Origin of the sequence: Luteimonas soli, from assembly GCF_042648865.1 — a bacterium.
GTDB lineage: Bacteria > Pseudomonadota > Gammaproteobacteria > Xanthomonadales > Xanthomonadaceae > Luteimonas > Luteimonas soli.
Window position 1 is genome coordinate 95,817 of sequence record NZ_JBHRYA010000009.1, and the last position, 13,750, is coordinate 109,566.

12 protein-coding genes are annotated in these 13,750 nt (G+C 69.0%); 9 read left to right on the forward strand and 3 right to left on the reverse strand.

Going from position 1 to position 13,750, the window contains the following annotated elements:
• Positions 1 to 42: 42 nt before the first annotated feature.
• The 5 genes from ACFONC_RS13260 (at position 43) to ACFONC_RS13280 (ending at position 4,727) form a co-directional block, all read left to right on the forward strand.
• Positions 43 to 540 (forward strand): hypothetical protein, encoded by a 498-nt coding sequence (locus ACFONC_RS13260; protein ID WP_449284282.1) that lies wholly within the window; start codon positions 43 to 45, stop codon positions 538 to 540.
• 159 nt (positions 541 to 699) lie between these two features.
• Entirely contained in the window at positions 700 to 1,038 is a 339-nt protein-coding gene (locus ACFONC_RS13265; protein WP_386744840.1) for a YfhL family 4Fe-4S dicluster ferredoxin, read from the forward strand.
• A 44-nt stretch (positions 1,039 to 1,082) separates the two neighbouring features.
• Positions 1,083 to 2,819, forward strand: a complete 1,737-nt coding sequence (ggt, locus tag ACFONC_RS13270) for a gamma-glutamyltransferase (RefSeq protein WP_386744842.1) — start codon at positions 1,083 to 1,085, stop codon at positions 2,817 to 2,819.
• Between the two features lie 223 nt (positions 2,820 to 3,042).
• Positions 3,043 to 3,930, forward strand: coding sequence for an MBL fold metallo-hydrolase (locus tag ACFONC_RS13275; RefSeq protein ID WP_386744844.1), 888 nt, complete (start codon positions 3,043 to 3,045; stop codon positions 3,928 to 3,930).
• A gap of 80 nt (positions 3,931 to 4,010) precedes the next feature.
• Positions 4,011 to 4,727 carry a TMEM43 family protein gene (locus tag ACFONC_RS13280; RefSeq protein WP_386744845.1) on the forward strand — a complete coding sequence of 239 codons (717 nt, stop codon included), beginning with the start codon at positions 4,011 to 4,013 and terminating at the stop codon, positions 4,725 to 4,727.
• A gap of 74 nt (positions 4,728 to 4,801) precedes the next feature.
• Here the strand turns inward: ACFONC_RS13280 and upp are convergent, their stop codons facing one another.
• Complete coding sequence (gene upp, locus ACFONC_RS13285) at positions 4,802 to 5,431, reverse strand: uracil phosphoribosyltransferase (RefSeq protein ID WP_386744847.1); 630 nt, start codon at positions 5,429 to 5,431, stop codon at positions 4,802 to 4,804.
• Positions 5,432 to 5,786: 355 nt separating this feature from the next.
• Positions 5,787 to 8,120, reverse strand: a complete 2,334-nt coding sequence (locus ACFONC_RS13290; protein WP_386744848.1) for a TonB-dependent receptor plug domain-containing protein — start codon at positions 8,118 to 8,120, stop codon at positions 5,787 to 5,789.
• Positions 8,121 to 8,318: 198 nt separating this feature from the next.
• Here ACFONC_RS13290 and ACFONC_RS13295 point away from each other — a divergent pair, with 198 nt between their 5' ends.
• The 3 genes from ACFONC_RS13295 to ACFONC_RS13305 are packed head-to-tail and all read left to right on the forward strand — an operon-like array spanning position 8,319 to position 11,451.
• Complete coding sequence (locus tag ACFONC_RS13295; protein ID WP_386745152.1) at positions 8,319 to 9,440, forward strand: phytase; 1,122 nt, start codon at positions 8,319 to 8,321, stop codon at positions 9,438 to 9,440.
• 5 nt (positions 9,441 to 9,445) lie between these two features.
• A complete protein-coding gene (locus ACFONC_RS13300; RefSeq protein ID WP_386744850.1) occupies positions 9,446 to 10,837 on the forward strand; it encodes a metallophosphoesterase in 1,392 nt (463 codons plus the stop codon).
• Positions 10,834 to 11,451 (forward strand): inorganic diphosphatase, encoded by a 618-nt coding sequence (locus ACFONC_RS13305; RefSeq protein WP_386744852.1) that lies wholly within the window; start codon positions 10,834 to 10,836, stop codon positions 11,449 to 11,451. The genes ACFONC_RS13300 and ACFONC_RS13305 overlap by 4 nt, the downstream gene beginning before the upstream one ends.
• 21 nt (positions 11,452 to 11,472) lie before the next feature.
• Here the strand turns inward: ACFONC_RS13305 and ACFONC_RS13310 are convergent, their stop codons facing one another.
• On the reverse strand, positions 11,473 to 12,981 hold the full coding sequence (locus ACFONC_RS13310) for an aminotransferase class III-fold pyridoxal phosphate-dependent enzyme (protein WP_386744854.1): 1,509 nt from the start codon (positions 12,979 to 12,981) through the stop codon (positions 11,473 to 11,475).
• 145 nt (positions 12,982 to 13,126) lie between these two features.
• On the opposite strand from ACFONC_RS13310, the gene ACFONC_RS13315 reads away from it, so the two are divergent.
• Positions 13,127 to 13,558: an Lrp/AsnC family transcriptional regulator gene (locus ACFONC_RS13315; protein ID WP_386744856.1), complete on the forward strand. Its 432-nt coding sequence runs from the start codon at positions 13,127 to 13,129 to the stop codon at positions 13,556 to 13,558.
• The last annotated feature ends 192 nt before the right edge of the window (positions 13,559 to 13,750 follow it).

The window sequence follows — 13,750 nt, forward strand, 5'->3', positions numbered from 1 at the left end:
TTCCAACCACCCGTCCAGGGGAGCACCATGAAAAACTTCTCCATGAACATCCCGACTCGCATCCTGCAGGCCCTGCTCGTCGCCTGCTTCGTGTTGCCGTTGGCAGCATGCAACAAGGAAGAGGCGACCCAGAAGGTCGAAGCGGCGCCTGTACCTGCGCCGACCAGCGACGACATCACCCAGTGGCGCGCGTACGTGTCCGACGTGGTGCGGCGCAACATGGGCGCCATCGCAAACCAGCCGTACGTCTACCTGCTGCCGGGCGAGAGCGACGGCGATTTCGCGGGCAACTACGAGCGCCTGGCCGAGAAGGCGCATCTCGACGTCGCCCGCGGCATCATCAGCGGCAACATGCTGGCCTATGCTTCGCCGGCTTCGGCCAAGATGGCCGATATCGTGATCGCCGCATTCAAGGACGTGCCGCCGGAGACCATGACCGGCGTGCGCGTGGTGTTCATCGGCGACGCCGCCGACAACGAGCGGGTCAAGGCCGCGGTGAGCCCGGCCGGCGTGACCTACGTGTTCGTCGAAGCCAAGTGACGCAATGACGCCCTCCCCTTCGACGGGGAGGGCCCGGGTGGGGGTGGTGGCGCGGGCAACCAGCGATGCCCGCAACATCACCACTCCCGTCCCGGCCTTCTCCCTGAAGGGGAAGGAGAAGGGCAAGGCCCGCTTTGCCCAGCCGCGACCGCCCTTGCCATGTCCCTGATAATCAACGAACTGTGCGTCAACTGCGATGTCTGCGAACCGGCCTGCCCCAACCAGGCGATCTCGCAGGGCGAAACGATCTACGTGATCGACCCGGCGCGCTGCACCGAATGCGTCGGCCATTTCGACGAACCGCAGTGCGTGGTGGTCTGCCCGGTCGAATGCATCGACCCGGACCCGGACCATCCGGAAGACCGTGAGACCCTGCTGGCCAAGCTGCGCCGGCTGCAGCAGGCCGAAGGACAGCCGCCGGCCGATGCCCTCGCAATGCCGGCCTCCGCGGACGCGCAGCCGCGGACCGCCTGGCACGACGATCCCAAGCCGGCGTGAGCCGCGCCACGGCAAACCCAGACCCACGCCCCAACGGAGCCCGCATGAAATCCATCGCCCATCTGTTGCTTGTTTCCCTGCTGGCGTTCGTGCCGGCAATGGCCGCGCCGCGCGACACTGCCGCGCCGGCCGCGCTTCCACCCGGCGTCGCGATCGCCTCGGGCCACGAGCTGGCCACCGATGCCGGCCTGGAGATCCTGCGCCAGGGCGGCAACGCCTTCGACGCGGCGGTGGCGGTGTCGTCGACGCTGTCGGTGGTCGAGCCGATCAGCTCCGGCCTGGGCGGCGGCGGCTTCTTCCTGCTGCACGACGCGAAAACCGGCAAGGACGTGTTCGTGGACGCGCGCGAGACCGCGCCCGCGGCGGCGACGCAGGAGGCCTACCTGCTCGAGAACGGCGACTTCAACCGCGACCGCGCCACCACGGGCCCGTGGTCGGCCGGTATCCCGGGCCTGCCGGCGGCGCTGGTGCACGTGTCGGAGAAGTACGGGAACCTGCCGCTGGAAAAATCCCTGGCGCCGGCGATCCGGATCGCGAAGGAAGGCTTCCCGGTCTACGGGCGGATGGTTCGCGGCTTCGCCGCCAAGCGCGAGGTGATGGAGCGCTATCCCGGTACGCGCGCCGTGTACCTGCCCGGCGGCAAGCCGTTCGCCGAGGGCGACATCTTCCGCCAGCCCGATCTTGCCCACACCCTGGAGCTGCTGGCGGAAAAGGGCTTCGACGGCTTCTACCGCGGCGAGACCGCGCAGAAGCTGATCAAGGGCGTGAATGACGAAGGCGGAAAGTGGACCGCCGACGAACTGGCCGCCTACCAGGTCCGCGAGCGCGCGCCGATCGTGTTCGAGTACGACGGCTGGAAGATCACCACCGCGCCGCCGCCGTCCTCGGGCGGCATCGCACTGGCCGAGATGCTGCAGATCCTGGAGCCCTGGGACCTGGCAAAGCTCGACGCCACCCACCGCACCCACCTGGTGGTCGAGGCGATGCGCCGCGCCTACCGCGACCGCACCTTCTACCTCGGCGATCCGGACTTCGTCGAGATCCCGCAGCGCACACTGACCAGCGCCGACTACGCCGCCGGCCTGCGCGCGACGATCAACCCGGACAAGGCGACGCCCAGCGACATGCTTTCGGGCAAGCAGACGCCGATGGAGGACGAGGAGACCACGCACTTCTCGATCATCGACGCGCAGGGCAACCGCGTCGGCGCCACGCAGACGGTCAACCTGCTGTACGGCTCGGGGCTGATCCCGCCCGGCACCGGCGTGCTGCTCAACGACGAGATGGACGATTTCGCGCTCAAGCCCGGCACGCCGAACGCCTTCGGCGTGATGGGCTACGACGCCAACGCCCCCGAGCCGGGCAAGCGCATGCTCAGCTCGATGACGCCGACCTTCATGGAGTCGGATGACAAGATCACCGTGCTCGGAACGCCGGGCGGCACCCGCATCATCACCATGGTGCTGCTGGGCATCCTCGGCTACGACGACGGGCTCGACGCGCAGCAGGTCGCTGCGCTGCCGCGCTACCACCACCAGTGGATGCCGGACGTGATCGACGCCGAGACCGGCGCGTTCACGCCGGAGGTGGTCAAGGGCCTGCGCGCGATGGGACACACGGTGGAAGTGCCCGGCGAGGAAGAGGGCAACAGCCGCCGTTCCAGCCACGTGTGGGGCAACCTGCAGACAGTGGCGTGGGACCTGACCACCAATACCCTGTCCGGCGGCACCGACCCGCGCAACCCGGTCGGCGCGGCGAAGGTGGAACTGTCGAAACCCTGACCACGCGAAGCCCGCTTGAAGCCCCTCTCCCTCCGGGAGAGGGTTTGGGGTGAGGGTACGGTAAAACCACGATGGCACCGCCCCGACAGCATCCACGCCTTCGCCCGCTTCCCCGCGACAGCTTCCATCCTCCCCCGATGCGCGCCTTCCACCTGCACGCCCTGACATCCGTCCAACCTCCGCCGCGCTACCATGCCGGCATGCGATCACGGATGCGGCAGCGATGAAACTCTGGTCCATCGACGGCAACAGCCAGAAGCTCGACGGCGGCGCGATGTTCGGCAACGCGCCGCGCGCGATGTGGGCCAAGTGGCTGGCGCCCGACGAGCACAACCGTATCCCGCTGGCCTGCCGCGCGCTGCTGGCCAGCCCGCTGGCGGGCAAGACCGTGCTGTTCGAGACCGGCATCGGCGCGTTCTTTGAGCCGAAGCTGCGCGAACGCTACGGCGTGCAGGAGGATCGCCACGTCCTGCTCGACTCGCTGCGTGCGGCCGGCTTCGGGCACGAGGACATCGACGTGGTGGTGCTCTCGCACCTGCACTTCGACCACGCCGGCGGCCTGCTGGCGCCATGGGCGGAAGGCCGCGCGCCGGAGCTGCTGTTCCCGAACGCGACCTTCCTCGTCGGCGCCGAACAGTGGCAGCGCGCGCGGCGTCCGCATCCGCGCGACCGCGCCAGCTACATCCCCGAGCTGCCGCAGTTGCTGGAAGACAGCGGCCGGCTGGAGATCGTCGAGGGCGACCGCTCGCGAACACTTGGTGACGCCGTGCGCTTCGAGTACAGCGACGGACACACGCCGGGCCTGATGCTGGCCGAGATCGTCGGCCCCGAACGCGTCGACGGCCAGGCGCACGGCGGCGTGGTGTTCTGCGCCGACCTGGTGCCCGGCAAGCCCTGGGTGCACGTGCCGATCACCATGGGCTACGACCGCAACGCCGAGTTGCTGATCGACGAGAAGCGCGCCTTCCTCGAGGACAAGCTGGCGCGCAACGTGCACCTGTTCTTCACCCACGACCCGGAGGTCGCGCTTGTGCAGCTGGTGCGCGACGAACGCGGCCGCTTCGGCACCACCCACGAAACCGCCGGCCTGCAGGCCAGGGTACTGGGCTGATGCAGTTGCGTTTCGGCCATGCGCGGGCGCCGGTGGATCGTGCCCGGCCAATGCACGCGCATGCATGGCCGCGGTGGGCCGTGCTTGCTGCCTTCGCGCTGGTGCTGTCGCAGTTGTTCCCCGTGCTGTCCTCGGCAGCGCAGCCCAGGGACGGCGACGGGCTGCCGGGTGAGGCGCAGGTGGGCGAGGTACTGCGCGACCCGGACTTCGGCGTCACCACGCGCCAGGCGGGCCTGCAGCGCCACGTCGAGATGTACCAGTGGACGCGGGACGGCAGCGGCTACGCGCTGGAATGGCGCGGCGCGCGCGTGGATTCCTCGGGCTTTGCGCCGGGCCATGAGAACCCGCGACAGATTCCGCTGCGCGAACGTGAGTGGCGCGCCCCGGTCAGCCTCGACGGCCGGCCGGTGCCCGGCGACGTGCTTGCCGCGCTGGGCAAGTGGCAGCAGTTCCGCCCCAACTTCTCCGCGCTGCCGGGCAACATGTCGGCGACGTTCCAGCCAGAGGGCGACGGACTGGGCAGCGCGGAGAACCCGCTGGCGCCGCAGGTCGGCGACCTGCGCATCACCTGGCGCTCGTTGGTGCTGCCGCCGCTGGCGGAGCGGCTGGTGCTGCGCGACGGCGAGTGGACGCTGCGCGAAACGACCGCCGCGCCGGCCATCGCGGGACCGGACGCGCGAGCCGGCGTGCAGCCGCAGCGGCAGTCGCCGCGCTGGCCGGCATGGCTCCTCTTCGCCGCCGCAGCCGCAGCGGTGATTGTGCTGGGGTTGGTAATCGCCCGCCGACGCAAGCCGTAGGTCGGGGCTACGCCCCCGACGCTCCGCGAATTCCGCCACCCGGGGCGTCGGGGGCGTAGCCCCGACCTACGGCCTTACACCCGCGTGCCGAAGATCTTGTCGCCCGCGTCGCCCAGGCCGGGCAGGATGTAGCCCTTTTCATTGAGGCGCTCGTCGATCGAGGCGGTGTAGACCTCGACATCCGGATGCGCGGCTTCCAGTGCCTTCAGCCCTTCCGGCGCGGCGACCAGGAACAGGCCCTTGATCCGCGTCGCGCCCGCGGCCTTGAGCATGTCGACCGTGGCCACCAGCGTGCCGCCAGTGGCGAGCATCGGGTCGAGGACCAGCGCGGTGCGGTCGGCCATGTCGCCGACCAGGTTCTCGTAGTAGGGCATCGCCGCCAGCGAGGCTTCGTCGCGCTTGATGCCGACCACGCTGACCTTGGCCGCTGGAATCAGCTCCAGCACGCCCGGCAGCATGCCGATGCCGGCGCGCAGGATCGGTACCAGGGTGATCTTGCGGCCCTTGATCCGGCGAACGCGCACGGTGCCGGCCCAGCCTTCGACGTCGGCGTCCTCGGTTTCGAGGTCCGAGGTGGCTTCGTAGGTCAGCAGCGTGGCGACCTCGGCGGCCAGTTCGCGGAAGGTCTTGGTGCTGTTGTCGGCGCGGCGCATCAGCCCGAGCTTGTGCTGCACCAGCGGGTGGCGGACTTCGACGATTTTCATGCGGCGAAGTCTAGCGTAGGTCGGGGCTATGCCCGCGATGGCTTTGGGTTTCGCGGGCTTCTTCATCTGCAACCGCAGTGCCGATGCCTACGCCAGGGTGAGCCGTGTCTTGGCGGCCGGGGGCCGTAATAAGCGCGCCATGGATGGCGCGCGCCCTCGTCAGGACAGAGCCTGCCCCCGCGAAGGCGGGGGATGTCCTGCCGAGGGAAAAGCGGCCCCCGGCCGACAGGACACGGCGACCCACCGGAGCCTGCATGAGCGACCGGCCGTGCCTCCCCCCAGGTGGTGAAGAACCAAAAAAGGAGAGCCGGCTTGCGCCGGCTCCCCGTTCCCGATGCCGCACGAAGCGCTGCGCTCAGAACGCCCAGCGCATGACCAGCTGGTAACTCGGGCCGGCTTCCTCGGTCTCCAGCTCGAACTCGTCGTAGTCGCGCGCGAGCTGGTCGTCGATGGTGTCGAACTTGTGGAAGACCTCGTCCTTCGACGCATCCAGCAGGTTGGCGGCCGTCAGGCGCAGCGACAGGTTGTTGCCGAAGCGCTTCTCGACGAAGGCCTCCAGGTCGTCGCCGTAGCTGATGGTGACTTCCTCGCCGACGATGCGTTCGTACGCATCGCCCTGTTTGCGATAGGAGACGCCGAAGCTGGCGTCCAGCGTCGGCAGGTCCTGGATGAAGCCGACGTTGAACGCGGACCTGGCTTGGCCGTTGAAGCGACGACTGCCCATGAAGTCATCGACGTCGGACTTCACGTAGGCGTAGTTCATGAACACGCCGGTGTTGTCCATGCCGAACGCGCTGAGCGGAGTCGAGATGTCGACTTCGACGCCGTACACCTTGCCGTCGCCGACGTTGGCCGAGGTGAACACCCAGCTGTCGGCCGGCTCGGCGGCCATGGCTTCCTCGATGGTGGCGTACTCGCCGTCTTCGACCAGGTCCTCCCAGGTGCCGATCATCTCGTCGCTGGGCTCGCCGGTGTTGACCAGTTCGATCAGGTCCTTGATGTCGCGGTAGAAGAAGTTGATGCCGACCACGCCGCGCTTGCCGAGGCGGCGCTCGTAGCCCAGGTCGAGGCCGTTGGCGGTTTCCGGATCGAGGTGGGGATTGCCGATGTAGTCGTTGTCGCCGTACTCGCCATCGAGCAGGGCCGGGATCAGTTCGTTGAAGTTCGGGCGCTTGACGCTCTTGGCCAGCGACAGGCTGATGCGGTCGGCGTCGGTCAGGTCCCACTTCAGGTGCAGCGACGGCAGCAGCTCGTTGTAGTCCTTGGACACCCGGATCGCGTCGCCGTCCTGGCTGGATTCGATGTCCGAGTCGGTGGTCTCGTAGCGCAGGCCCGCTTCCCATGCCATCACGCCGAGGTCGCCGGAGAACATCAGGTAGGGATCGATGCGCGTCTCTTCGATCAGGCTGCCGACCGCGGTGTCGAGTTCGTACACCACCGCGTCGCCTTCGTTCTCGGCCGCGAACTCGTAGTAGGTGTGGTCGATCTCGCGCTTCTTGGTTCGGTAGTCGATGCCGAACTCCATCTGCGCGGCACCGAGCGAACGCTTGTGCGCGACCTTGAAGCTGGTCTCGGCGTCGCTGGCGTCGATGTCCAGGCGTTCGGCCTCGGACTCGTCCCACTCGCCGTCGACGCGGGCGTGCGCCTCCTCGGACTCCATGCTCTTGTCCTCGAACCTGGCGTAGTCGAGGTCGAGTTCGGTGGTGCCGCCGGCCATGTCGAACCTGTACTCGGCGCCGACGCCCCAGTTCTGCTGGTCGACGGTCGAGAAGCCCGGGACGTCGGCGGTGATCGTTTCGCCGTCGTCGTACTCCTCCTCGAAGGACACTTCGGTCACCTCGCGGTCGGTCTTGACGTAGAAACCGTCGACGCTGAAGCGCCCGGTCTCGCCGACGTCGACGGTGTAGGACACGTTGCCCGAGTAGTCGCGGCCGTCCTTGACCTCTTCCTGGTCTTCCCAGCTGACCAGCTCCTGCATCGACGGATCCGAGTAGCGGTCCGAGCGCTTGAGCTTGCCGCGGTAGCGGTCCTGCACGTTGATGCCGCCGAGGATGCGGCCGCCCAGGGCTTCGCCGCTGGCCACGGCGCCGAGGGTCGGGTTCACCTCGCCGTCGTCCCAGCGGTTCACGCCGACGCGCAGGTAGCCGCCGTCGAACTCGTAGGCGTCGCGCAGGATGATGTTGATCGCACCGGCCACGGCATCGCCCGAGCGGTTGGCGCTGTTGTTGCGCAGGATCTCGATGCGGTCGACCATCTCCGCCGGGATGCGGTCGACCCAGAACGAGCGGTCGTCGCCGGCGCCCGGCACCTTCTTGCCGTTGATCAGCACCTGGGTGTAGCCGCCGCCCAGGCCGCGCAGCTGCACGCCGTCGTATTCCATGATGTCCGAGCCGACGAACGCGACGCCGGGCAGGCGCTTGACCATGTCGCCGACGGTGTTGGGCTCGAAGCGCTGGAAGTATTCCAGGTCGTAGCTGAGTACCGGCGCGATGTCGGGCGTGCGGTTGCGGTAGGCGATTTCGGCCTGCACGACGACGGTGTCGAGCTGCTTGGGTTCGGGGGCGGCGTCGACCGCGGCGGCGGGCGTTGCCGGCGTGGCCGGTTCGGCGGGAGCGGCGAACGCGACGGGTGCCACCAGTGCGAGCAGCAATGCCTGCGACAGCGCGGTGGTCTTGAAGACGGTGTTCATGCGGGACGGATCCGGTGAAGGCAATCCGCGTATTGGATGGCACGCGCATGGCAGGAATATGACCGTTCCGATGCGCCGGGCCCTTGGTCCGTGTTCCTGTCGCCCTTCTTGTCGCCGAGTGCAATCCAACCGTCACAAAGCGCGCCGATCATGTTGCACCTGCGTGACAAGACCACTACACGACCGGGGCCGACCGTGATGCCGAAGTACCTGATTCCTGCCGCCGCGCTGCTACTTGCCGCATGCGCCGGCGTGCCTGTCGCCGACGATGCGGAAGACCGCGCGGACCGCGCGCGCGAGGCGGCGCGTCCCGACACGGGTTCGGACGCGACCGTCGTCACCGAAGCGTGGCTGTCGGCGATGACGCCTGAAGACAACATCGATTCACCGGCCGCGTGGGTCTCGCCCGAAGGCCGGGTGCTGGTGATCGCCACCGCCAAGGCCACGGACCGCCTCGTGGTCTACGACGGTGCTACCGGTGAAACGCTGCGCCACGTCGGTCGCAGCGGCGCGGGCGAAGGCGAGTTCGACCGGCCCAATGGCGTCGCCGTGGTCGACGATCTGCTGTTCGTGGTCGAACGCGACAACCGCCGCGTGCAGGTGCTGCGCCTGCCCGGGTTCTCGCACGTGGCGTCGTTCGGCAACGACGAGTTCGAGAAGCCCTACGGCATCTGGGTCAACCGCGGCGCCGCCAGCTATGAGGTCTATGTCACCGACGCCTACATGGCCGGCGAGGACGCGCAGGGCGAGGACATCCTGCCGCCGCTGGCCGAGCTCGACCGGCGCGTGCATCGCTTCGCGGTTTCGACTTCGGGCGATGGTTTGTCCGTGCGCAGCCTCGGCGCCTTCGGTGACACCTCGCCCAAGGGCGCGCTGCGAGTGGTCGAGTCGCTCTGGGGCGACGCGGCCAACGATCGCCTGCTGGTGGCCGAGGAAGACGAGACCTACGCCAACGAGTTCAAGGTCTACGACCTCCAGGGACGTTTCAGCGGCCGGACATTCGGCGGAGATTTCCTGAAGGCCCAGGCCGAGGGGATCATGCTCAAGACCTGTGCCGACGGTAGCGGCTGGTGGCTGACCACCGAGCAAGGCAAGGGCCGCACCGTGTTCCACCTGTTCGACCGCGCCACGCTGGCGCACGTCGGCGCGGTGGCCGGGAAGTCGGTCGCCAACACCGACGGCATCTGGTTGCACGACGTGCCTTCGGCCCGTTTCCCCGAGGGCGCGCTGTACGCGGTGCATGACGACCAGGGCGTGGTGGCGCTGGACTGGCGCGACATCGCCGGCGCGCTGGACCTGCACGCGTGCCCGCGGAAGTGAAGGCGATGACGTCACGCCCGATGGTATTGGCCGCCGGCGCGCTGTTTGCGCTGCTCGCCACGGTGCCCGCGCTCGCGCTCGATGCGCAGCGCGAGCCGGAGCCGAACACGCTGGTGCCCGCCGGGGATGCACGCTACAGGCCGGGCGCCTTCCCGGACCGCATCGTCGCCACGCCCGCGCAGGATGCGGCGACCGGGTTCTCGGTGGCATGGCGTACGAACGCCTCGGTCAAGACTCCGGTGCTGGAGATCGTGGTCGCTGGCGACTCGCCCGACATGGGCGAACCGCGGCGCCTGCAGGCCACCACGCAGGCGTTGCGTACGGAGAACGGGGTCGCGCACCAGCATCGCGTCGATGTCGACGGCCTGTCGCCCGACACGCTGTATGCGTGGCGCGTGCAGGGCGCCGGCATCTGGTGGAGCCCGTGGCGCCAGCTGCGCACCGCCGCCGGGCCCGACACGCCGTTGACCCTGCTGTACTTCGGTGACACCCAGAACAAGAACGCCAGCCTGACCACGCGCGTCGCGCGCGAGGCGCTGCGCCACGCGCCGGACGCGCGCCTGGCGCTGTACGCCGGCGACCTGGTCAGCGGCGGCGACGGCGAGGACGACAACGAGTGGGGCGAGTGGTTCGACGCCGCGCAGCCGATGGTGTCCGGCATGCTGGTCGCGCCGGCGCCTGGCAACCACGAGTACTTCGAGGAGTACGAGGACACGCCGCGCGAGCGACGCGTGCTCGGCGCGCACTGGCCGGTGAGCTTCGCGCTGCCGCGCAACGGCGCGTCGGGCGCGGAGCAGACCAGCTACTGGTTCGACTTCCAGGGCGTGCGCGTGGTGGTGCTCGACGGCACCTCCGCGCTCGACCTCGGCACCGCCCGGGCACAGGCGCGGTGGCTGGACGGCCTGCTCGCCGCCAACCCGCGCGACTGGTCGGTCGTGCTGATCCACCAGCCGATGTTCTCGCCGCGCCAGGACCGCGACAACGAACTGCTGCGCGAACACGTGCTGCCGGTGCTCGAACGCCACCGCGTCGACCTGGTGCTGCAGGGCCACGACCACGTCTACGGCCGTCGAGCCGGGCTGGTCGAGGGGCAGGGCACGCCGCAGTACGTGGTCTCGGTGACGGGTGCCAAGCAGTACCGGCTGTCGGACGAAGCGCGCCGGACGATGGACCCGGTGGCCGAGGACACGCAGCTGTTCCAGGTGGTGCGCATCGATGGCGACACGCTGCGCTACGAGGCGCGCACCGCGACCGGCCAGCTGTACGACGCGTTCGAGCTGCAGTCCGGCGGCGACGCCGACCGGCGCATCGTCGAGCACGTCGACGGCCGCATCGACCAGCGCGACTGCCGCCGCGCGGCCACGCTCAAGGGCCGCACCGACCGTTGCTGGGAATGACGCGCGCGGCCGTCGCCGCGACACTCGCGGTCGCGATGGTCGTCGCCGTGGTGCCGTCGCCGGCCGTGGCCGACGACGCGATGCGCAACCCGCTGGCCGTCGCGCAGCCGGAGGCCGGGGGCGAGGCGCTGCTGCTGGTGGAGATCCCAGCCGGCGGCACGATCAAGTACGAAACCCGCGGCGACGGAGTGCTGTTCGTCGACCGCTTCCTGTCGATGCCGGTCGCGTATCCGGCCAACTACGGCTCGCTGCCGGGCACGCTTGCCGGTGACGGTGATCCGCTCGACGCGCTGGTGCTGACCCGCGTGCCGGTGCGGCCGGGCGCGCTGCTGCGCTTCCGCCCGATCGGCGTGCTGCGCATGCGCGACGGCGGCGAGACGGACGAGAAGATCATCGGCGTGCCGGTCGATGCGGTCGACCCGACGTATGCCGCGATCCGCGACATCGGCGACCTGCCGGCGATCGAACGCGCGCGGATCGAAGCTTTCTTCCGCGTCTACAAGGACCTGCCGGGTGGCGGCGGAGCGGTCGAACTCGATGGCTTCGGCGATGCAGGGCAGGCGCGCGGACTGTTGCGCGAAGCCGTGCGCCGGTTCGCCGCGCCGCGGGACTGAGCCCCGCGGCGGGCGGTGCGGTCAGGCCGCGTCGGCCTGCCTGGCCCGCGGGCCTTCGAGCAGCGCGCGCCTGACCATCGCGACGATCAGTTCGATCTCGTCGGCGTCGGCCTCGAAGCGCGGGGTGAAGCGCAGCGAGTTCTCGCCGCCGTGGATCACGCCCAGGCCCTGCTCGCGCAGCCATTCCTCGCTGGAACCGGCGCCGTAGCCCTTGAAGCTCGGGTCCAGTTCGCAGGAGAACAGCAGGCCGGTGCCCTGGACCTTGGTGATCAGGCCGCCGAGTTCGTCCTTGAGCTTCTCCAGCGAGGCCAGCGCCTGCTCGCCGCGCTGGCGGATGTTCTTGCGCAGCTCCGGGGTGAGCATGCCCAGCACCACGCTGGCCACGTCGAGCGCACGCGGGTTGCCGGTCATGGTGTTGCCGTAGGTGCCGCGCTGGTAGATGCCGGCGGCGCGCTCGTTGAGCGCCAGCACCGACAGCGGGTACTGGCCGGCATTGAGCGCCTTGGAATAGGTTTCCATGTCCGGCGCTTCCTGGCCCTCGAAGCCGGGGTAGTCGACGACCGACAGCGTTCCGGTCGCGCGCAGGCCGGCCTGGATCGAGTCGACCAGCAGCAGCGAGCCGTGGGCCTTGGTCAGTTCGCGCGCGGTGGCGTAGAAATCCACCGGCACGCTGCGGCCCGGGTCGCCTTCGCCCATCACCGGCTCCAGGAACATCGCCTCGATGAACCAGCCGTTGCTCTCGGCATCGGCGAAGACCTGCTTCAGCGCGTCGATGTCGTAGGGCTCGATCGCGATCACGCTGTCCTCGCCGCGGTAGCTGGCGAGGAACTTCATGTAGGTCTTGCGGGTGGAATCCGAATACAGCGCCGGACGGTCGGTGCGGCCATGGAAGCCGCCCTTGACCACCAGCCGCTTGACCTTGCGGCCGGCGTGCCTGGCGCCGTCATCGGTCATGGCCTTGGTGTTGGTATCGGCGATGCGCGCGGCCAACGAGACCGACTCGGAACCGGAGTTGAGGCACATGAAGGAGTCGTACGGGCAGCCGCCGACGCTGTGCCCGATTTCCTTGCGCAGCGCGCGCTCGGCGCGCAGCTGCGACAGGCTCGGGGTCATGATGTTGGCCATCGCCTGCGGCTTGGCCATCGCGTCGATGATCGCCTGTGGCGCGTGGCCGAAGCCGAGCATGCCGTAGCCGCCGGTGTCGTACAGCACGGCGCCGTTGAGGGTGACGATCCACGGCCCGCGCGCGGCCAGCGCGACGTAGGGGTTCACGCCGTCCTGCGGGTAGAAGTTGACGAAGCCGGCCTGCACGGCCTGTACCTGTGCGTCCTCGTCAAGGTCGAGCAGGTCGGCGAAGTCGGCCTTGATGCCGGCGTACTCGGTGACCGCTGCATCGACCGCGGCGGCCAGTTCGGGATGGGAGGCGGCGAACTTCGCCAGCGTCGCGTCGTCCAGGCCGGTGGTGCGGCGCTTGCCCTTGTGGGCGCGGAGCGGGGCGAGTTTCTCGGCGAGGGGGGTGGTCTGCGACATCGTGCGGGTCCTCCGTTTCGGGTTGGGCCGGTGCCGTGGAAGCGGTGGCCAGCCCTCTATTATCGTTATCTTTTCGTCGATTAACAGGTGCGATTTGCGCAGAATTCATATAGATTTCGGCGAATCGACGAACAGGAACGCCCGAATGAAGCTGACCAGCGCGGACGAGGCCTTGCTGTCGCTGCTGCGCGAGAACGCACGCGCACCCACAGCCGAGATCGCGCGTCGGCTGCAGCTGTCGCGGACCACGGTGCAGAGCCGGATCGAGCGGCTGGAACGGCTCGGGGTCATCGCCGGCTACACGGTCCGGGTGGGCGACGATTTCGAGCGCGACCGCGTGAGCGCGCTGATCATGATCACCGTTTACCCGAAGCAGATGCCGGCCGTGGTCGAGGCGCTGCGGCAGATGCCCGAGGTGCGCAGCCTGCAGTCGGTCAGCGGCATCTGGGACCTGGCCGCGGTGGGCATGGTGCCGACGATCGGCGACATGGATGCGCTGACCGACCGGATCGGGGCGCTGGACGGCGTGGAGCGGACGACCTCCTCGCTGGTGCTGTCGACCAAGTTCGAGCGGTAGGGCGGTCTTGCCCATCACGACGACCTTCCCTCCTTGCCGGACTGCGCCGTAGGTCGGGGCTACGCCCCCGACGCGCTCTTCACGTTACCGCCGAGGGTTCCGTCGTAGGGCGGGTCTTGACCCGCCTTATGTTCCGGTTCCGCTGAAATCAAGAAAGATCAAAAGCTTTCGCGCCGTGACGGCGCGAGCCAC